At 62.8% G+C, this 21,067-nt stretch carries 13 protein-coding genes; 8 read left to right on the top strand and 5 right to left on the bottom strand.

What is annotated here, in order from left to right:
* The first annotated feature begins 133 nt into the window (after positions 1 to 133).
* From NCT03_RS17195 to NCT03_RS17175, 5 genes are all read left to right on the top strand, one after another.
* Entirely contained in the window at positions 134 to 3,334 is a 3,201-nt protein-coding gene (locus NCT03_RS17195) for an efflux RND transporter permease subunit (RefSeq protein WP_250466742.1), read from the top strand.
* A gap of 25 nt (positions 3,335 to 3,359) precedes the next feature.
* Entirely contained in the window at positions 3,360 to 4,610 is a 1,251-nt protein-coding gene (locus NCT03_RS17190) for an efflux RND transporter periplasmic adaptor subunit (RefSeq protein WP_250493245.1), read from the top strand.
* Positions 4,607 to 6,070 carry an efflux transporter outer membrane subunit gene (locus NCT03_RS17185; protein WP_244828487.1) on the top strand — a complete coding sequence of 488 codons (1,464 nt, stop codon included), beginning with the start codon at positions 4,607 to 4,609 and terminating at the stop codon, positions 6,068 to 6,070. The genes NCT03_RS17190 and NCT03_RS17185 overlap by 4 nt, the downstream gene beginning before the upstream one ends.
* A 100-nt stretch (positions 6,071 to 6,170) precedes the next feature.
* Entirely contained in the window at positions 6,171 to 6,884 is a 714-nt protein-coding gene (locus NCT03_RS17180) for a heavy metal response regulator transcription factor (RefSeq protein ID WP_244828488.1), read from the top strand.
* Positions 6,881 to 8,401: a heavy metal sensor histidine kinase gene (locus NCT03_RS17175; protein ID WP_250466737.1), complete on the top strand. Its 1,521-nt coding sequence runs from the start codon at positions 6,881 to 6,883 to the stop codon at positions 8,399 to 8,401. The genes NCT03_RS17180 and NCT03_RS17175 overlap by 4 nt, the downstream gene beginning before the upstream one ends.
* 556 nt (positions 8,402 to 8,957) lie before the next feature.
* Here NCT03_RS17175 and NCT03_RS17170 read toward each other — a convergent pair.
* Genes NCT03_RS17170 through NCT03_RS17150 form a run of 5 tightly spaced genes read right to left on the bottom strand, consistent with a single transcriptional unit; the run spans position 8,958 to position 17,219 of the window.
* The gene (locus NCT03_RS17170; protein WP_250493244.1) at positions 8,958 to 11,699 is read right to left on the bottom strand and encodes a nitrate reductase; all 2,742 of its coding nucleotides are present in this window, start codon (positions 11,697 to 11,699) and stop codon (positions 8,958 to 8,960) included.
* Between the two features lie 2 nt (positions 11,700 to 11,701).
* On the bottom strand, positions 11,702 to 12,970 hold the full coding sequence (locus NCT03_RS17165) for an NAD(P)/FAD-dependent oxidoreductase (RefSeq protein WP_244828496.1): 1,269 nt from the start codon (positions 12,968 to 12,970) through the stop codon (positions 11,702 to 11,704).
* Positions 12,967 to 13,311, bottom strand: coding sequence for a nitrite reductase small subunit NirD (nirD, locus tag NCT03_RS17160; protein WP_244828499.1), 345 nt, complete (start codon positions 13,309 to 13,311; stop codon positions 12,967 to 12,969). The genes NCT03_RS17165 and nirD overlap by 4 nt, the downstream gene beginning before the upstream one ends.
* A 15-nt stretch (positions 13,312 to 13,326) precedes the next feature.
* A complete protein-coding gene (nirB, locus tag NCT03_RS17155) occupies positions 13,327 to 15,870 on the bottom strand; it encodes a nitrite reductase large subunit NirB (protein WP_250493243.1) in 2,544 nt (847 codons plus the stop codon).
* 23 nt (positions 15,871 to 15,893) lie between these two features.
* Positions 15,894 to 17,219, bottom strand: a complete 1,326-nt coding sequence (locus NCT03_RS17150; RefSeq protein ID WP_250493242.1) for an MFS transporter — start codon at positions 17,217 to 17,219, stop codon at positions 15,894 to 15,896.
* 716 nt (positions 17,220 to 17,935) lie between these two features.
* Between NCT03_RS17150 and cobA the strand changes: the two genes are divergently transcribed.
* From cobA to NCT03_RS17135, 3 genes are all read left to right on the top strand, one after another.
* On the top strand, positions 17,936 to 18,697 hold the full coding sequence (gene cobA, locus NCT03_RS17145; protein ID WP_250493241.1) for a uroporphyrinogen-III C-methyltransferase: 762 nt from the start codon (positions 17,936 to 17,938) through the stop codon (positions 18,695 to 18,697).
* Between the two features lie 189 nt (positions 18,698 to 18,886).
* Positions 18,887 to 19,462 carry an ANTAR domain-containing response regulator gene (locus tag NCT03_RS17140; protein ID WP_250493351.1) on the top strand — a complete coding sequence of 192 codons (576 nt, stop codon included), beginning with the start codon at positions 18,887 to 18,889 and terminating at the stop codon, positions 19,460 to 19,462.
* Between the two features lie 20 nt (positions 19,463 to 19,482).
* Positions 19,483 to 20,622: a CmpA/NrtA family ABC transporter substrate-binding protein gene (locus tag NCT03_RS17135; protein ID WP_250493240.1), complete on the top strand. Its 1,140-nt coding sequence runs from the start codon at positions 19,483 to 19,485 to the stop codon at positions 20,620 to 20,622.
* The last annotated feature ends 445 nt before the right edge of the window (positions 20,623 to 21,067 follow it).

Raw genomic sequence — 21,067 nt, 5'->3', positions numbered from 1 at the left:
ATTTTCGCGTCATTATCTCGTTGGTACGCTGCCACTACCATAGGGCACCGAAGGCGGCTCACCGACCCGCCTTCGAGACTCGTCCCGCGCGTGAAAGCACCTGCGTCCCTCCCTCGCTCTTCCGAACGCCTCAATGTGGATTGTCAACGTAGCGCTGAAGCGGCCTTATACGTTCATCGTAATGGCCATCATGATCCTGCTGGCCACGCCATTCGTCATTCTGACGACGCCGGTGGACGTACTTCCGGAGATCAACATTCCGGTTGTCAGCATCATCTGGACGTACACGGGTCTCTCGTCCGAGGACATGGCCAACCGCATCACGTCCGTGAACGAACGCAGTCTCACGACCACCGTCAACAACATCGAGCATATCGAGTCGCAGTCGTTGCCGGGTATCGCCATCATCAAGCTGTTTTTGCAGCCGACCGCGAACATTCAGACGGCGATCGCGCAGACGGTGGCCGTCGAACAGGCGCAGCTCAAGCAGATGCCACCCGGCGCAACGCCGCCGCTCGTCATCAGTTATTCAGCGTCGAGCATTCCGGTGATCCAGCTTGGATTGTCGAGTCCCAAGGAGTCGGAGCAGTCGCTCAACGATACGGCGCTCAACTTCCTGCGCCCACAGCTCGTGACCATTCCGGGCGCATCGGTGCCGTATCCGTATGGCGGGAAGTCGCGTCTCATCTCCATCGACCTCGACACACGCGCACTGCTCGCCAAAGGCCTGACGCCAACCGATGTGGTCAGCGCCGTCAACGCGCAGAACCTGATTCTGCCGACCGGCACGGCGAAGATCGGGCCGAAAGAATTCACCATCAACATGAACGGTTCACCGACCACCGTGGAAGGCCTCAACGACCTGCCCGTGCGAACCGTGAACGGCGCGACGACTTATCTGCGTGAAGTGGCGCACGTGCGCGATGGCTTCTCGCCGCAGACCAACGTCGTGCGTCAGGATGGCCGGCGCGGCGTGCTGATCTCGGTGCTGAAGAACGGCGATTCATCGACGCTCTCTATCGTCAACACGTTGAAGGGTCTCCTGCCGCAAGCGCGTTCGTCGTTGTCGGAAGACATCAAGATCACCGCGCTCTTCGATCAATCGGTGTTCGTGAAAGCCGCCGTGCAGGGCGTGGTGCGCGAAGCGCTGATCGCCGCCGCGCTCACGGCCGCCATGATCCTGCTCTTCCTCGGCAACTGGCGCAGCACCTGCATCATCGCGATCTCGATTCCGTTGTCCATTCTCTCGTCGTTGATCGTGCTGCATGCGCTCGGGCAAACCATCAACATCATGACGTTGGGCGGGCTCGCGCTCGCGGTGGGCATTCTCGTCGACGACGCCACCGTCACCATCGAGAACATCGAACGCCATCTGCACATGGGCACCGATCTGCACGAAGCGATTCTCGAAGGCGCGGGCGAAATTGCCGTGCCCGCGCTCGTCTCGACGCTGTGTATTTGTATTGTGTTCGTGCCGATGTTCTTCCTGACCGGCGTGGCGAAGTTCCTATTCGTGCCGCTCGCGGAAGCCGTGGTGTTCGCCATGATCGCGTCGTACATTCTTTCTCGGACGCTCGTGCCGACGCTCGCCATGCTGCTGATGGGCCACGCGCATGCACCCGATGCCAAGAAGAAGCCGAATCTCTTCATGCGGCTGCATCGCCGGTTCGATCACGGCTTCGAGCGCATGCGCGCCGCATACATCGTGATTCTGAGCAGCCTGCTCGTGAAGCGGCGGCTCTACGGTTCGCTCTTTCTCGGCTTCTGTCTCATCTCCACCGCGCTGGTGTTCGTGCTCGGCCAGGACTTCTTTCCCACGGTCGATGCCGGCGACATCCGCATGCACATGCGTGCTCCAACGGGCACGCGTATCGAGGAAACCGCGCGTCTCGCCGATGAAGTCGAGAAGGTCGTGCGTCAGGTCGTGCCCGCCGATGAGCTCGATACCATCCTCGACAATCTCGGCCTGCCCTATAGCGGTATCAATCTCTCGTACAGCAACTCGGGCACCATCGGTACGCTCGACGGCGAGATACAGGTCGCGTTGAAAGAAGATCACGCGCCGACCGAAAAATATATCGATGAACTGCGCGCGCTCTTGCCGCAGAAATTCCCCGGCGTGGAGTTCTTCTTTCAGCCCGCGGATATCGTCACGCAGATTCTGAACTTCGGCTTGCCCGCCGCCGTAGACGTGCAGATTCAAGGCCAGAATCAGCAAGCTAACTTTCAGGTCGCGGCCAAGCTGATGAAGCAGATCCGCATGATTCCCGGCAACGTGGATACGCACATCCAGCAGAAGCTCGACGAACCCGTCATCAACCTGACCATGGACCGCACGCGTCTGCAGCAGCTCAATCTCTCGGCAAGCAATGTCGCGCAGAACGTGCTCGTTTCACTATCGGGCAGTTCGCAAACGTCGCCGGGATTCTGGTTCAACCCGAAGAATGGCGTGGAATACAACCTCGCGGTACAGACGCCGCAGTATCAGGTTTCATCGGTCGACGAACTCTTGCGCACGCCTGTGTCTGCCTCGCTCACGGGACCGACGCAGTTGCTCGGCAACCTCGTGCGTGTCTCGCCGCAGAATCAGTTCGCGGAAGTCTCGCACTACAACATCCGTCCCGTGATCGATCTCTTCGTAAGCGTGGAAGGAAACGATCTCGGCAGCGTGGCGCGTCAGGTGAATCATCTCGTCGATGAAGCGCGCCGCACGCTTCCGCGCGGCACGCAGATCAACGTGCGTGGTCAGGTCGAGACCATGCGTACATCGTTCTTCGGGCTGGGCGTTGGCGTGGCCATGGCGATCGTGCTGGTGTATTTGCTTATCGTCGTCAACTTCCAGTCGTGGGTCGATCCGCTCATCATCGTGAGCGCGTTGCCGGCGGCGCTCGCGGGTATCGTCTGGATGCTGTTTCTCACCGGCACGCATCTGTCCGTGCCCGCACTCACGGGCGCGATCATGACGATGGGCGTCGCCACCGCCAACAGTATCTTGATGGTGTCGTTCGCGCGGCAACGTCTGACAGCGGGCGTGCCGCCGCTCGCCTCCGCGCTCGAAGCAGGCGCAAGCCGTATTCGCCCGGTGCTGATGACGGCCTTCGCGATGATCATCGGCATGATTCCAATGGCGCTCGGTCTCGGCGAAGGCGCCGAACAGAACGCGCCGCTCGGCCGCGCGGTGATCGGCGGCTTGCTGTTTGCCACGGTTTCCACGCTGTTCTTCGTGCCGCTCGTCTTCGCGGGTATTCACGCGCGCCTTGCTAAACGCGCGGAACGCAAAGGCCAGAAACCGCACGGCGAAGCGCAGTCCGACGACACGAACACGCAGCACTGAATTCAATCCAGGCACTCCGACGAACATGACTGAAAAGAACCACGCCTCGCTCGCGATTCCCGCGCGTGATCCGAATGAAGGACCCGCGCTGCCACCGCGCCATGTCGAATGGAAACGCGCGAAGATCGCGCTCGTGATCGTGCTTGCGCTGCTCGCGCTCGGCGCGGCGCGCACCGTGATCAGCGACATGATTCACAACCGCTCGGTCGTCACGCGCACGCAACAGAACGCCCAGCAATACGTCAACGTGGTCGCGCCGACGCAGACCGATGGCGGCGGCAACACGACCTTGCCGGGTACGCTGCGCGGCTTCGTCGAATCGCCGATTTATGCGCGCGCGACGGGTTATCTGCTGCACTGGTACGCGGATATCGGCACACGCGTGAAGCAAGGCCAGTTGCTCGCCGATCTCGATACCCCTGAAATCGATCAGGAGCTCGCGCAGGCGGTCGCGCAACGCGATCAGACAGCATCGAGCCTGGGCCTTGCGAAAAGCTCGCTGCAACGCTGGCAACAACTGCGTCAGCGCGATGCCGTCTCGCAGCAGGAACTCGACGAACGTCAGAGCACGTATAACCAGGACGTGGCCAATCTCGCCGCCGCGGACGCCAACGTGAAGCGTCTGCGTCAGCTCGAATCGTTCAAGCGCATCGTCGCGCCGTTTGCAGGCGTGGTCACGCAGCGCAACGTCGATGTCGGCGATCTCATCGACGCGGGCAGTGGCGCGAGCCGCGCGCTCTTTGCGCTCGCGCAGTCGGACCCGCTGCGCGTGTTCGTGCAGTTGCCGCAGGCGTATGCGCAGAACGTGTCGGTCGGTCAGTCGGTGGTCGTGATGCAGGCCGAGCTTCCCGGTCAGCAGTTCCACGGCAAGATCACGCATATCTCCGGCGCGATCGACGTGCCCACGCGTTCGCTGCAAGTCGAAGTCACGCTGCCCAACGCCGATCAGCGCCTGCGTCCCGGCGCCTATGTGCAGGTCGCCGTGCCAGCCGTCGTCCATGCACGCCTGCTCGTGCCGGGCAATGCGTTGCTCTTTCGTGCGGAAGGACCGCGCGTCGCGGTGGTCGACTCGAACGGCCATGTGCATCTGAACAAGATCGTGATCGCGCAGGATCTCGGGCAGTCGCTCGAAATCGAGAGCGGTATCGAGCCGACCGACAAGATCATCATCAATCCGAGCGATTCCATTGCGGACGGCGATCATGTCGTGGTCCAGCCGCAGAAGCAGCAGAATCAGCACGATCCGCAGACTCCGAATCAAAAGGCCGCGTCATGAGAGGCATCGTTGCCATCGGCATGTTGACGATGCTCGCGGCGTGCACCGTCGGCCCCGATTACAAGCGCCCCGTCGCCGAGACGCCGCCCGACTGGCAAACCGACTCGTACTGGCGAGTCGGCGAACCTTCGCACGCGCCGCTCGCGCTCGACTGGTGGACGAGCTATGACGACGCCACGCTGAACACGCTGGAGACGCAAGCACTCGCGCAGAATCAGACGCTCGCGGCCGCCGTCGCGCATTACGAACAGGCCCGCGCAACGCTCGCGCAAACCTCATCGCTCGCGCTGCCCGAGGTGGATCTCGGCGCACAGGCCGACCGTCTGCGCGTATCGAAGAATCGTCCGGTCACGAGCTACAACACGCCGGTCATGAGCACGGTTCAGAACGACATCAAGCTCGCGCCTTCCGTGAGCTATGACCTCGATCTGTTCGGACGCATTCGCCGCGAAGTGGAAGGCGCACAGGCAACGGCGGAACAATCGCGCGACGATCTCGCCAACGCGCGGCTCGTTCTCACCACGGAACTCGCGAGCAGCTATTTCTCGATGCGCGAACTCGATGCCGAGATCGACGTGCTGAATCGCTCCGTGGGGCTGCAAAAGAAAGCGCTCGATTACGTGACCTCGCAGCACGATCTGGGCGCGGTATCCGGTCTCGACGTGCTGCAACAGCAGTCGCAACTCGACTCGACACGCGTGCAGGCGCAACTGCTGCTGAACCAGCGCGCGCAATACGAACACGCCATTGCGGCGCTCGTCGGCACGCCCGCGCCGCAGTTCTCCATCGCGGCGGACATCAAGGATCGTCCGGTGCCGTCGATACCGCTCGGCCTGCCGAGCGACGTGCTGCAACGCCGGCCGGATGTGGCATCGGCGGAGCGTTCGATGGCCTCGGCGAATGCGCAGATCGGCGTCGCCAAGGCTGCATTCTTTCCGAGCCTGACCTTGAACGGTAACGTCGGCTGGGAGAGCACCGCGTTCTCGAGTCTCATCTCCGCGCCAAGCCTCTTGTGGACCATCGGCACCATGGCGAGCCAGGTCGTGTTCGATGGCGGCCGGCGTTCCGCTGCCGTCGACTTTGCGAGCGAAGGCTACGTGGCGGCTGAGGCGAATTATCGTCAGACCGTTCTCGGCGCGTTCCAGCAGGTGCAGGACGGTATCGTCGGGTTATCGGTGCTGGATGGCGCGGCGAAGCAATCGCATGCGGCCGTGGTCGACTCGCAGCGTCTGCTTTCGCTTGCCAATGATCGATATTCGGGCGGCCTCGTCGCTTATCTCGACGTGATCACCGCACAGCAGCAATTGCTCACGAGCGAGCGCCAGGATGTGCAGATACGTGGCCAGCAACACACCACGTCTGTCGCGCTCGTCAAGGCGCTGGGCGGCGGATGGGACGTGCATGACGCGGCGCAGGAACAGGGTGCATCGAATCAGAGCGTCAAGGAATCATCGCGTTGAATGGCGGTTCGATGTAAGCATGTTAGACGTGAGGATCGTATAGTAATCACCTATAACAATAAGCAAGCGAGCGGTAAGCAAACCCCTTGAAGAGGCAGGCATGAAAGTCCTGATAGTGGAAGACGAACACAAGGTAGTCGATTACCTGCGCTCCGGACTGACCGAGCAAGGCTGGGTCGTCGATGTAGCGATGGACGGCGAGGAAGGCACGCATCTGGCCATCGAATACGATTACGACGTGGTCGTGCTCGATGTCATGCTGCCGCGCCGCGATGGCTTCGCGGTGCTGAAGGCGCTGCGTCTGCAGAAGTCGACGCCGGTCATCATGCTCACGGCGCGCGATCATATCAATGACCGTGTGCGCGGTCTGCGCGAGGGCGCGGACGACTATCTCACCAAGCCTTTTTCGTTTCTCGAACTCGTCGAGCGACTGCACGCGCTCGCACGGCGCACGCGCGCGCAGGAATCCACGCTCATTTCCGTGGGCGATCTTTACGTCGATCTGATCGGCAGACGCGCCACGCGTGACGGCGTGCGCCTCGATCTCACCGCGAAGGAATTTCAGCTGCTGAGCGTGCTCGCGCGCCGTCATGGGGATATCCTGTCGAAGACGGCCATCACCGAACTCGTCTGGGAAGTAGATTTCGAAAGTCATACCAACGTGGTGGAAACCGCCATCAAGCGGCTGCGTGCCAAGCTCGACGGGCCGTTTCGCACCAAACTCCTGCATACCGTGCGCGGCATGGGCTACGTGCTCGAAGTGCGCGAAGCACGCGACACGCGGGAAACCAGGGAAGACGCGAGAACATCATGAACGTGCAGTGGGCCAAATCCGGCGACGGCGAACCGCGCTCGCAGCGATCCATTGCGCGGCGGCTTGCGGTCATGTTCGCGGTCGTCGCGTTGTTCGTGTTCGCGCTCGTGGGCACCGGGCTTTTTCTCGTGCTGCGTGTGCAGCTCGAACAGCATCTGCGCGACTCGCTCGACAATCGCGCCGAGATCGCACGGCTGATCGTCTCGCACGTATCGAACCCCGACAAGTGGAAGATGGCCAAGGAGAAGCTCGCGGACATCACGCCGCGTGACGGCTCCACGATGTTCGCCGTGGCCAGCAACGACGGCCTTTATAACTACGGCGCACCGCCCTTGCGCGATCAGATCAAGCGCGTGCAGGACCATTACGGGCACTTCCAGCCCGAAGGCCGCGCGTATGAAATGCTCATGACCACGCTGACCATTCCGCCGTATATGGACCGTCCGCCGTTGCAGCTTTTCGTGGCCGTGGACTGTTCGCCGAACGTGCGGACCATGCGCGCCTTCGGGCTTGCGCTTGCCGCATTGACGGCGCTCGCCACGGTCGCCGTGTTGTTCCTCAGCTATTCGGTGGCGCGACTGGGCCTTGCGCCCTTGACGCGTCTGACACGCGACGCGCAGAACGTAAGCCCGAACAATCGCTCGCAGCGGCTCAACACGCGCTCGTTGCCCTTTGAACTCGAAGACCTCGCGAAGTCATTCAACGGCGCGCTAGAACGGCTCGATCACGCGTATGGACGGCTCGAATCGTTCAATGCGGATGTCGCGCACGAGTTGCGCACGCCCGTCACCATCCTCATCGGCCAGACGGAAGTGGCGCTCACGCGCGACCGGCCGATCGAAGAATTGCGTCATACGCTGCAGTCGAATCTCGAAGAGTTCGAGCGCGTGCGCGCGATCATCAACGACATGCTGTTCCTCGCGCGTGCCGATCAGGGCGAACGCGCAACGGGACTCGTCGAAGTGTCGCTCGCGGCGGAAGTGAACCGCACGCTGGAGTTTCTGGAGATACCGCTCGAAGAAGCGCAAGTGCGCGCGACGGCAAGCGGCGATGCACGCGCCTTCGTCAACACGTCGCTATTCGGCCGCGCGCTTTCCAATCTCGTGATGAACGCCATTCAGCATTGCGCGCCGGGCGCGACTATCTCGGTCAACATCGCGCGCGAGCATGGGCGCGTGCGGATCGCGGTGGCTAATCCCGGCGAGCAGATCGCGCCGCCTGTCATGGAGCATCTGTTCGATCGTTTCTATCGCGCCGAAAGCTCGCGCACCAACAGCCGGGAGAATCACGGGCTGGGACTGGCTATCGTGAAGGCCGTGGCGGAAATGCATCGCGGCACGGTATCGGCGACGAGTGCCAAGGGCATCAACACATTCGCGTTCTCGGTGGCGCGATTCGGCAATGAGCATCGGCCCATGAGCGAAGGCGGAGCATCGGCCGGGGCACCGTTATCCGCCGAGCATGCGCAGCAGGCGCGCATTGCGATGGGCCTTTCGGAACGGCATTCCACGGGCTGATTGTTCTCGCGGTGCTTTCCCGCAACGTCAAAAAAAAGGGTTGGCCCTTCCGATGTATCCACATCCGAGCCAACCCAAAAAGAAGAGACGGCTGTGAAGCACATCTCCATGCTCCAGAAACGCCACCTTGCCTGGTTGCCTCCGGAGTTCCAACGGTGTTACTGAGCGGTTTGCGACGTCGGTTTCGTCGCGGCAATGGCAATGGCAATGGCAATGGCTATTTGCAATGGCGGCAAGCTTCGCTTCGTGTGCCCTATAGCGTGGAAGCGTCCGCAAGAAACTTATTCGCCATCCGAAATAACCGTGCCTTCGTTTCAATCCCCATAGCCATTCGACGATGCCCGCTGACGCTCAATTTTGTCGATGCGCCTGTGGGAAAGGACTGTAAGGAGAATCGCGAAAGGAATTGGCGGGGGAACCAACATATGCGCTGAAATCGCGCTGATTCATCAGATGTTTGGTTCGACAGCGCTCACAGGGCGCTTATTGGAAGACTGCATGAAGTAAAAACGGGCGCCGAGGCGCCCGCTTCTTGCCGCAGCCGTCAAATGACAAATCAAACCGTGCTCAACCGAGCCATCTCCGTTTCGACGATCAGCTTCTTCAACTCCGGCACGCACGATCCGCAGTTGCCGCCGGCCTTCACGCAAGCGGTAACCTCCGCGGCCGTCTTCAGACCCTTGTCCTGAATCGCCTTGCAGATCGTATTGCGCCCGACGCCGAAGCACGAGCAGACTGTCGGTCCTGTGTCCTCGCCCTTGCCTATCGGCTGGCCGAGCAAAAGGCTCGCGCGGTCTTCATCGTCGAGACGCTCTTTCTCGAAGAGACTCGCAAGCCAAGCGCGTGCAGGCAAGTCGGGGCGCTCGGAAACGAACACGCAACTCTCGATGCGATCGTTCACCACATGCGCCGCGCGATACACGCCCGCACTTTTGTCCTCGTATTCGATCCAGTCCGCATGCGGATCGTCAATGCGAAAGAGCGCGCGCGCCCAGTCGTGATGATCGTCATGCGCGGCATCGAAACGATTGCGTCCTGCCAGTTCATGGCGCACGAAACGCGCGCCGTGCACGCGCGTCCAGTGCGTAACGGAATCGAGCGCGGGCGCGCGTCGCGAAAGCGCGAAGCCGTGCCATGTCACGTGGAATTGCTCGATCGACACAGGCGTGTGCTTGAACTCGGGCTCGCCCGATACCGGATCGACGACCGGATTCACCACCGCGCCGACGCGCGCATCCGAGGCAACCTGATCGTTCCAGTGGATCGGCACGAACACGCTGCCGCGCGACATGCCGCCGCCGAATTGAACACGCGCGATCATCGAACCCCAGCGGCTCGTCACGCGCGCGAGCTCTCCTTCGCGCACGCCGTATGCAAGCGCGTCTTGCGGATGCATGTCGATGAACGATTCGCTTATATGCCCGGCGAGCTTCGCCGAACGCCCGGTGCGCGTCATCGTGTGCCATTGGTCGCGCACGCGGCCCGTGTTAAGAATGAGCGGATAGTCGGCATCGGGCGCGTTGACCGGATCGCGCGGCGGCGTCGCGATGAAACGCGCGCGCCCATCGGCATGACTGAAGCGTCGTTCCTCGAAGAGTCGCGCGCTGCCGGTGTCGTCTTTCGAGCGCAGCGGCCATTGCACGGGTTCAAGCAGGTCGTAGTCGTGCTCTCCGAGTTGCGTTAGTCCGCCGATATCGAATGCGCGATAAACGCCCGTCTCCGTGTCGTTGCGATACGCGCTCAAACGCGCGTGTTCATCGAAAATTTCATGCGGCGCCTGGAAGTCGAAGCCCGCAAAGCCCATGCGACGCGCGACATCGCACATGATCCGCCAGTCGGCGCGCGCTTCGCCCGGTGCCGGCAGAAACGCGCGCTGCCGCGAGATACGGCGCTCCGAGTTGGTCACGGTGCCGTCCTTCTCGCCCCAGCCGAGCGCGGGCAGCAACACATCGGCGCAAGCGTTGGTATCCGTATGCTCGATGATGTCCGAGCTCACCACCAGGTCGCACTTCGCAAGCGCGCACTTCACGCGGTCGCCGTCCGGCAGACTCACGACCGGATTCGTGCCCATGATCCACACTGCTTTCACGCGGCCGGCTTCGATGGCGTCGAACAGATCGACGGCCTTCAATCCGGCGCGTTCGGGAATCGCAGGCGACGCCCAGAACGTCTGCACGATCTCGCGATGCAGCGGGCTATCCAGTTCGAGATGCGCCGCCAGCGTGTTGGCAAGGCCGCCCACTTCGCGCCCGCCCATCGCGTTCGGTTGTCCCGTGAAGGAAAACGGTCCCATGCCTGGCTTGCCAATGCGTCCGGTCAACAGATGACAGTTGATGATGCTGTTGACTTTGTCCGTCCCCGCGCTCGATTGATTCACGCCTTGCGAATAAACCGTCACCACGCGTTCGGTGCGCGCAAAGAGCCGATAGAAGGTCATCAAGTCGTGCGCGTCGAGCTTGCAGTCCTTCGCGGTCTGCGCGAGATCGGACGGTCCTGCTGCCGCGAGCGCGGCATCGAAGCCGTTGGTGTGTGCATCGACGAAAGCGGAATCGGATGCGCCATGCTCCGCCAGAAACGCGAACAGGCCGTTGAACAGCCGCACATCGCTGCCGGGCTTGAGCGGCAGATGCAGATCGGCCATCTCGCACGTTGCCGTGTGGCGCGGGTCGATCACGACGATCTTCACGTCCGGCCGCGCTTCCTTCATCTTCACGATGCGCTGAAACAGGATTGGATGACACCATGCCGTATTCGATCCGACGAGCACGATGGTATCGGCGAGTTCGAGGTCTTCGTAATTCAGAGGCACGAGGTCTTCGCCGAACGCGCGCTTGTGTCCCGCCACCGACGACGACATGCAAAGCCGCGAGTTCGTATCGATGTTCGCGCTGCCGATATAGCCCTTCATCAGCTTGTTGGCGACGTAATAGTCTTCCGTGAGCAATTGCCCCGATACGTAGAAGGCGACCGCATCCGGACCGTGTCGGTCGATGATGCGAGCGAATCCGCTCGCCACGGTGCCGATGGCATCGCTCCAGGAGACATCGGCGAGCGCGCCGGTTTGACCGTCGCGCAGCTTCGGTTTGAGCAGACGTCCTTCGAGGCTCACCGTGTCGCCGAGTGCCGAGCCTTTCACGCACAAGCGGCCGAAGTTGGCCGGATGTGTTTCGTCGCCAGCAATCGCCACGTCGATAGCCGTGCGCGGTGTCGCCACTACGCCGCAACCCACGCCGCAATAAGGACATGTCGTGCGAACGGCAGCCGCCTGAACCGGAATGATGGGGATTCTCGCGTTCATATCTATGCTTGCGCTTCGCAAAGCGTCTTGCCGAACAACAAACGTCCGCGCAGATGCGAGACATCCGTGCGGTTCTGAATCAGCTCGAAATACCATGCGCCGTCTTTCACGTCGCCATACAGCACCGCGCCGATCACACAGCCCGCCTGCAACACGAGACGCTTGTAGACGCCGCGACGCGGATCGCGCAGCACGAGGTCTTCGGACGAATCGTCGCCGATGAAATCGCCCGCCGAGTAAAGATCGACGCCCGTGACTTTCAGCTTGGTCGCGGTCGCGCGCTGCACATAGCGGCGATGTCCCGCGCCCGCGAGATGCGCGCCGGCCACACGCGCCTGATCCCAGATCGGCGCCACGAGACCGAACGTAGCCGAGCGATGCTGCACGCATTCGCCCACTGCATAGACGCGCGGATCGTAAGTCTGCAAGGTGTCGTCGACGACGATCGCGCGCTCGCAGTGCAGTCCCGCTTCCTTCGCGAGCGCGATGTTGGGACGCACGCCCGCGGTCATCACGACGAGATCGGCTTCGATCTCGCGGCCATCGGCAAAGCGCACCGCCGTCACGCGTTCATCGCCCACGATCTCCGTCGTCTTCGCGGCCATCGCGAAACGCAGACCCTTGGCTTCCAGCGAACGCTTGAGCAACGTGGACGCGCTCGCATCGAGTTGACGGTCCATCAGGCTTTCGCTCGAATGCACGACCGTCACCGACATGCCCTGACGTTGCAAACCGTTGGCCGCTTCGAGACCGAGCAAGCCGCCGCCGATCACCACCGCGTGACGATGATCGCGCGATGCCGCCAGCATCTTTTCCACGTCTTGAATGTCGCGAAACGCGATCACGCCCGGAAGATCGCAACCCGGCACGGGAATGATGAACGGCTTCGAACCCGTCGCTATCAGAAGTCGGTCGTAGCGCGCCTCGATACCGCTTGCCGAGCGCACGATGCGCCGCACGCGATCGATTCCGACCACGGCGTCGCCTGCATGCAGCGTGATGTCATTGGCTCGATACCATTCGCGCGTATTGAGGATGATGTCGTCCACGCTCTTCTCGCCTGCAAGCACGGGCGAAAGCAGAATGCGGTTGTAGTTGCCGTAAGGCTCGGCGCCAAACACGGTGATGTCGTACAGCTCGGGCGCGATCTTCAGCAATTCCTCGACCGTGCGCATGCCCGCCATGCCGTTGCCAATCACGACGAGACGCTGACGCGCCTGCACCATCGGTACATCGGCCGCGCCAGCCGCAACCGCATATTCCGTCTTCATGCGGCAATCCACACTTTGCCGCCGGCCACGCGTGCGCGATACGCGGTCACGGAGCGCTCGGGCGCTTCGAGGCATTCGCCGGTACGCAGATCGAAGTGCTGCTTGTAGATCGGCGATGCCACGACAATGCGCTCGCCCAAGCTGCCGACGATACCGCGCGAGAGCACCGCCGCCTGCGAATGCGGATCGAAGTTGTCGATGGCGAAGACGCTCTGCTCGTCGCCCGCCACATGAAACACGGCCACCTGCGCGCCCTTGAAAAGCGCACAGACGCCGGTGTCGGGCACGATGTCATCGAGTGCGCAGATCTCGGTCCAGTCCTGTTCAATGCGGTCATTCATGGTGGTCTCCAGCGCTCAAACGGTTTCGACGACGACAGGAATGTCGATCAGCTTCAGCTTGCGTTCCTCGGGCGTCGCGGGACGAATCTGGCCGCGCTCTTCCACGAAGGTCACGTTCTCGTCGCTCTTGTCGCTGTTGACGAAGTGACGGAAGCGCTTGCGCGTTTCGGGGTCGGTGACGGCCTTCTTCCATTCGTCTTCGTACGTATCGACGACGAGTTGCATCTCCGCTTCGAGTTCGGCGGCGAGTTCGAGCTTGTCGTTCACAACGATATCGACGAGATAATCAAGGCCGCCTTCGAGGTTGTCGCGCCACACGCTCGTGCGTTGCAGGCGGTCCGCCGTACGCACGTAGAACATCAGGAAGCGGTCGACGTAGCGAATGAGCGTGACTTCGTCGAGATCGGATGCGAGCAGTTCGGCGTGACGCGGCTTCATGCCGCCGTTGCCGCAGACGTAAAGGTTCCAGCCCTTCTCCGTCGCGATGACGCCGATATCCTTGCCCTGCGCTTCCGCGCATTCCCGTGTGCAACCCGAGACGCCGAACTTGATCTTGTGCGGCGTGCGCAGCCCCTTGTAGCGGTTTTCCAGCGCGATGGCGAGACCGACCGAATCGCCGACACCATAGCGGCACCATGTCGAACCGACGCACGACTTCACCGTGCGCAGCGACTTGCCATAAGCATGTCCAGATTCGAAGCCCGCGGCGATCAGCTCTTCCCAGATGAAGGGCAACTGCTCCACGCGCGCCCCGAACATGTCGACGCGCTGGCCGCCCGTGATCTTCGTATAGAGCCCGTACTTCTTCGCCACTTGTCCGACCGCGATCAAACCATCGGGCGTGACTTCGCCGCCCGGCATGCGCGGAACGACGGAATACGTGCCATCGCGTTGAATGTTGGCGAGGTAGTAGTCGTTCGAATCCTGCAGGCCCGCATGCTCCTTCTTCAGCACGAACTCGTTCCAGCACGAAGCGAGAATGCTGGCCACGGCAGGCTTGCAGATATCGCAGCCCAGACCCTTGCCATGCTTCGCGAGCATCGAGCCGAACGTGCGATGTCCTTCCACGCGCGCCATGTGATAAAGCTCCTGGCGCGAATACGGGAAGTGTTCGCAGATATGGTTGTTGACCGCGAGCCCCTGGCGCTTCATCTCGCTCTTCAGCACCTGCGTGACGAGCGGCACGCAGCCGCCGCACGATGCGCCCGCCTTGCATGCGCTCTTCAACGCGCCGATGCTCGTCGCGCCCGCGCACACCGCCGCGCAAATTTCCGCCTTGCTCACGTTGTTGCACGAACAGATTTGCGCGGCATCGGGCAAGGCTTCGACGCCGAGGCCGGGCTTCGCCTTGCCGTCGCTTTGCGGCAAGATCAGGAATTCGGGTGCTTCCGGCAGCTCGATCTTGTTGAGCATCATCTGCAAAAGCGTGCCATATTCAGTGGCGTCGCCAACCATCACGCCGCCCAGCAGGAACTTGCCGCAATCCGACACGACCAGCTTCTTGTAGATCTGCTTGCGCTCGTCGCTGAACTGATACGAGCGGCTGCCCGGCGTCTTGCCATGTGCGTCGCCGATACTCGCCACGTCCACGCCCATCAGCTTGAGCTTGGTGCTCATGTCCGCGCCCGCGAACATGGCGTCGTCCGCGCCAATGACCTGCTTCGCGACGATGCGCGCCATGTCGTAACCCGGCGCGACGAGGCCGAACAACTGCCCTTGCCACAGCGCGCATTCGCCGATGGCGTAGATATCCGCATCGCTCGTGCGGCATGCGTCGTCGATCACGATGCCACCGCGCGGCCCGATCTCGAGACCGGCCGCACGCGCGATATCGTCACGCGGACGAATGCCCGCGGAGAACACGATCATGTCGGTATCGAGATGCGCGCCATCGGCAAAATTCATGCGATTCGCAGCACCCTCGCCGTCGACGATGGCAAGCGTGTTGCGGCCCGTGTGCACCGTCACGCCCAGTTCCTCGATCTTGCTGCGCAGCACGCGTCCGCCGCCGTCGTCCACTTGCACGGCCATCAGACGCGGCGCGAATTCGACGACATGCGTGATGAGCCCGAGATCGCGCAACGCCTTCGCCGCTTCGAGACCAAGCAAACCGCCGCCGACGACCGTACCGACTTTCGATTTCGCACCGAAGGCACGCATCGCTTCGAGATCTTCTATCGTGCGATACACGAAGCATCCCGCGCGCTCCTTGCCTTCGACGGGCGGCACGAACGGATACGAACCCGTTGCGAGCACCAGCTTGTCGTAGGGCAGCACTTCGCCCGTGGATGCCGTCACGGTACGCGCCGCGCGATCGATCGCGACGGCTTTCGCATTGAGTTGAAGCGCATAGCCCGAGCTATCGAAGAAGCCTTCCTGCACGAGCGAAAGCTCATCGGCCGACTTACCCGAAAAGAATTCGGTCAGATGAACGCGATCATAGGCCGCGCGCGGTTCTTCGCAGAGCACGGTGACTTGCAGCGTGTCATGCCCGCTTTCGGCGAGACATTCGAGGAACTTGTGGCCGACCATGCCGTGGCCGATGACGACGATTTTCATGGGGACTCTGCCTGAGTGATGACTTAACCAGCTACACGGTTGTTGCCCGCGAGCGCGCTTTCACGCAACGCGGCTTCGCGTGCCTTGTGTTCCGGGGTAAAGCGCACGGCCAGCGCGCACAGTGCAGCGCCTCCGACCATCACGCCGAGCATCGAGAGCGTGGCTTGCGCATTGCCCACGCCTTTCATGAGGAAGCCCGCCGCGACCGCGCCGACGTTGCCGCCCGCGCCGATCACGCCAGCCACGCCGCCCAGCGCCTTGCGGTCGATGAACGGCACGAGCGCGTAGGTCGCGCCGCAAGCCATATGCGTGAAGAGCCCGAAGATGAGCATCGATACGATGGCGAGCGCGACGCCTTCGGCATGCGCGAACGCATAGAGACCGATGCCTTCGCCCGCGATCAATACGAACAGCAAGGTCGCGCGAATATCGAGGCTGCGGCGCGCGGCCGCTTTATCGGAAAGCCAGCCGCCGAGCGCGCGGGCAAAGAGCGCGAGCAGACCGAAGCTGCCTGCCGCCAGTCCTGCCGCGCCGAGCGAGAGCTTGAAGTGATCGACGTAATACACGGCCGCCATGTTGTGGATGAACACTTCCACGCCGAAGCACGCACCGTAGGTCACGAACAGCATCCACACGCGATAGTTCGAGCATGCGGTCACGAAACTCTGCCAGCCGCCCTTCTTGCCGCCGTCGATGGCAACGCCCAGTTCGCGCAGTTGCGTGAAGTTGCCTTGCGGACAGTCTTGCGTATAGCGCCAGTAAAAATACGCCATCACAGGCATGGCGATACCCGGCACGATCAGCGCGATGCGCCACGACGATGCCGCGCCTGCGCCCAACGCGATCGCGGCGGCAACCAGCATCGGCACGAGAGCTTGCGCCGCGCCTGCGCCTGCGTTGCCCCAGCCCGCGGTCGTGGCGTTCGCGGTGCCGACGACGTTCGGCGCGAACATCACCGACGTGTGGTATTGCGTGATGACGAAGCTCGCACCGATTGCACCGATGGCAAGACGACACCACAGGAAGCTGTCGTAGCCCGTGGAAAGCGCCGCGCCGAACACCGGCACCGCGCCTACGAGCAACAGCGCGCTATAGACCTTGCGCGGGCCGAAGCGGTCGCACATCGGGCCCACGATCAGACGTACGAGAATGGTCACGGCCACGGCCGCGATATTGAGGTTGGCGACCTGGTCGTTGGAGAGGCCGTATTCGCGCTTGATGAGCGGCATCAGCGGCGCGCAAGCGAACCATGCGAAGAAGCATACGAAGAACGCCATCCATGTGAGATGGAAGGCGCGCATCGGCGCCGTGCGCATGCTGAAGAGATCGATCCGGGTGGCTTTGTCCATCGTCTTTCCGCCAAAAAAGAAAGGCGTCCCGCGCATCAGCCGGAAAGCCGATGCGGGGGACGCCGTTGTCCGATGCCCGCATGGCTTTAACCTGCCGGGCGCTGTAATCAGGACGGATCGCCGTTGATCCGATGGCGGGACATAAGGCAAGGGATATGCCATGTTGAACGCATGCAGCTCACAACCATGAGGAATAAGCGTTCGAGCGATCCTGCACCGGCAGCGCGCATTTGCTCCGCGTCGCGTTTTGATGCGCGCAGGCACATCGCTGGTGCGGCGCAGCACTGATGGCGTGCGAACGTCGCTTATTTTTGAACCGTCTGGTTAATCGTGCGAATGAACGTGGGACGCCATGCGTTTGGCAACGCATCGAGGCATGCGCGCGCTGTTCGGGTGCCGGCTGCACATCGACAGTGCCTCCTTGCGGTGCGACGTGATGCGCGCGTCGAGGCGCAAGCCCTTGCGACATCTACGCAAGCGCGTTCCCGGCGCAAATGGCCCGCTTATTGCATTGCTCGAAGCGCTGCCGGCAACGGCGCTGGCAGCAGCGCAAAGCATGCATACATCGACCGATGCGTGCATGGACCAAGGCCCAAGGACAACGGCGTCCCCTCGTGCAACGACACGGGCGGACGCTTTTTGCATTTCGTCCCGCCGCGCCGATGCGCCCCACCGATACAGGCGAGTCATCTCGCCCCGAGCCGAAAGAGAACACGATGAATCACGTTGAAGGCAAAGTCACCCTCCTGAGCGCGGGTCCCGGCGATCTCGACTTGCTGACCTTGCGCGCGGCCAAGGCGCTCGCCGCCGCCGACATCCTCATGCTCGACGACCTCGCCAATCCAGAGATCGTCACGCTTGCGCCCAACGCGCGCGTGATTCGCGTCGGCAAGCGCGGCGGTTGCCGGTCGACACCGCAGGCGTTCATCGAACGTCTGATGCAGCGTTATGCGAGAAAGGGCCTGCACGTGGTGCGCGTAAAGGGCGGCGATGCGCTGCTGTTCGGCCGCGCGGGCGAGGAAATCTCGGCGCTACGCCATGCAGGCATTGCCGTGGATATCGTGAACGGCGTGTCGTCGGGATTCGCGGCGGCAGCGGGGCTCGGCATTTCGCTGACGCATCGGGATCATTGTCAGGGCGTGACCTTCGTCACGGCGCACATGCAGGATCACAGCCAACCGGACTGGGCCGCGCTCGCCGCCACCGGCACGACGCTCGCCATCTACATGGGCATGAGCCGCATTGCGAGCATCGCTCAGGCGTTGCTCCTGGCGCTGCGTGCCGATACACCGGCCGCGGTCGTGCAGCACGCGGGATCGCCCGATGAGAAGCGCCTCGTCACCACGCTCGATCGTCTCGCCGCCGACGCCACCGCCGCCGGACTCGGCAGCCCCGCCGTCATTCTGATTGGCGGCGCGATAGGCGAAGCCGTCGAATTCGCGTGCCATTCCAGGCAAGGTCTCGCGCATGCCGCTTGAACGAATAGCTCGCGATGCAACGTTGAATCCGCGCGTTCGTCGCAACGAAAGACGCTGGTCGCGCACATTCGCACGCCGTCTTGCCTATGCCATTCGGCCAGGTTCTCAAGCGGCCTGGCGCGCGTTAGAGTCGAACGTATCGCGTATGCCCTCGTTCCGACCGTTTCCCGCATGACCCCTGCTCCATCCATGTTGCGCGTCTTGCTCGTCACCGACACCGCCAAGCCCATCGGCGACTTGCGTGAGCAGCTGGCGCGTCTCGGTTACGACATGCTCGCCGAGGTCGCCGCGCCTTCCGCGCTGCATGCGGCCGTGGAGAGTCAGAAGCCGGATGTCGTCATCATCGATACCGAGTCGCCTTCGCGCGACACACTCGAACAGCTCGCGGTGATGAACAAGGCCGCGCCGCGTCCCGTGCTCATGTTCAGCAACGACGCCGATCAGCAGTTCATTCGCGCCGCCGTCGGCGCGGGCGTGACAGCGTATTCCGTGGAAGGGCTCGCGCCCGCGCGGCTTGCACCGATCATCGAAGTCGCGCTTGCTCGCTTCGCACACGAGGCGCAGTTGCGGCAGCGGCTCGCGCAAGTGGAGAACGAGCTTGCGGAGCGCAAGATCATCGACCGCGCGAAGCGGCTGCTGATGGATCGCCGCGGCCTGTCCGAGAACGACGCCTACGCCATGCTGCGCAAACGCGCGATGGACCAGGGCGTGAAAGTCGCGGAGATCGCGCGCCAGCTTCTCTCGGTCGCGGATTTGCTGCCCTGACCGAGCACATTGCACAGACCATGAACTTGCCCGAAACGAATACATCCCCGTCCGCGTTGCCCGAACGCACGCATTTGCGGCTCGGCTTCGTCGCGTTGAGCGACGCCGCGCCGCTTGCCGTCGCGGCCATCCACGAGATGGGGCGGCGCCATGGCATCCGTATCGAACTATACCGTCAGCCTTCGTGGGCCGCCGTGCGCGACAAGCTGCTTTCCGGCGAGATCGACGCCGCGCACGCGCTATATGGGCTCGTGTATGGCGTGCAACTGGGCATCGGCGGGCCGCAGGCGGACATGGGCGTCCTGATGGTCCTCAACCGCAACGGTCAGGCGATCACCTTTTCAAACCCGCTCGCCGATGCCATTCGGAATGGCGCGAGCGTGAAAGATGCGCTGGCGTCGCTCGACCGCCCGCCCGTGCTTGCGCAGACTTTCCCGACCGGCACGCATGCGATGTGGCTGTATTACTGGCTGGCGGCGAATGGCGTGCATCCGCTGCGCGACGTGCAAAGCGTCGTGATTCCGCCGCCGCGCATGGCCGATGCGATGGCCGAAGGCATGCTCGACGGCTTCTGCGCGGGCGAGCCGTGGCATGCGGTGGCCGAAGCGCGCGGCGTGGGACGCACGGTTGCGTACACGAGCGAAGTCTGGCCGGATCATCCGGAGAAGGTCCTTGCGTGCCGGCGCGATTTCGTCGCGCTGTATCCGAATAGCGCGCGGGCGCTGGTGCGTACGCTGCTCGACGCATGCGCGTGGCTCGACGCGCGCGAGCATCGCGTGGAGATTTCGCAGGCGCTGGCTTCGGCTGAGTTGCTTGGCGTCCCGGCGGCGCTCATCGAAAGCCGGCTGGCTGCTGCCGATGGCGGCGACGCGCGCGCGCTTCCCGTGCGCTTCTTCGACAATGGCGCGGTGAACTTTCCGCGCGTGTCGGATGGCTCGTGGTTCATCACGCAGTATCGGCGCTGGGGGATGCTTTCCGGTGAACACGACGATGCCGCCATCGCGTCGGCAGTGAACCAGACGGCGTTGTATCGCGAGGCGGCGCTGGCGGCAGGCGTAAGTGTGCCGGACGAGTATCGGAAAGCGACCTTGTGCGATGGACGCGTTTGGGATGGCGGCGATACGGCCGGTTATCTCGCGGGCTTCGATGTGAAGGCTTGAGCGCGGGCTTTTGTCTCGTCTCGCGAAACTGCATCGGCCGGTGCGAGGGCCAGGCGCAAACGTCGCAAGCGACCAAGACACGCCGTACGCCAGCTTGCATGCACGTCGGTTCGACCCGGTCGTGAGCACGCCAGCCAACGCAAGGTTTAGCGGCGACTCGGCCTCCGCGCCACGATCAAGCCGTCTCGATCCCGCCAAGCCTTGACTTAAGCGCCTAAATCAAGAGAATGGGCGCCGCCGCGCGACGCTCGCGGGCGGGTTTTAGCGCCCCGGCGCCAACATCATGGACAATATCGGGATACGGACCGAAACGCGCTGACGTTGTCGTCGCGTGCTTCGGCTCACGCAACCGCGCTCAAACGGCCTGCCGTGCCGCCGCTCGCGGCATCGGCTGCCGTTTTCCGCACACCAGAACCGCGCCGCCACCGGCCACCAGCGCCGCCGA

The sequence above is a fragment of the Caballeronia sp. GAWG1-1 genome, assembly GCF_023631465.1.
GTDB lineage: Bacteria > Pseudomonadota > Gammaproteobacteria > Burkholderiales > Burkholderiaceae > Caballeronia.
The sequence above is the reverse complement of the archived record's forward strand: the minus strand, read 5'-3'. Positions and strand labels throughout refer to the sequence as shown.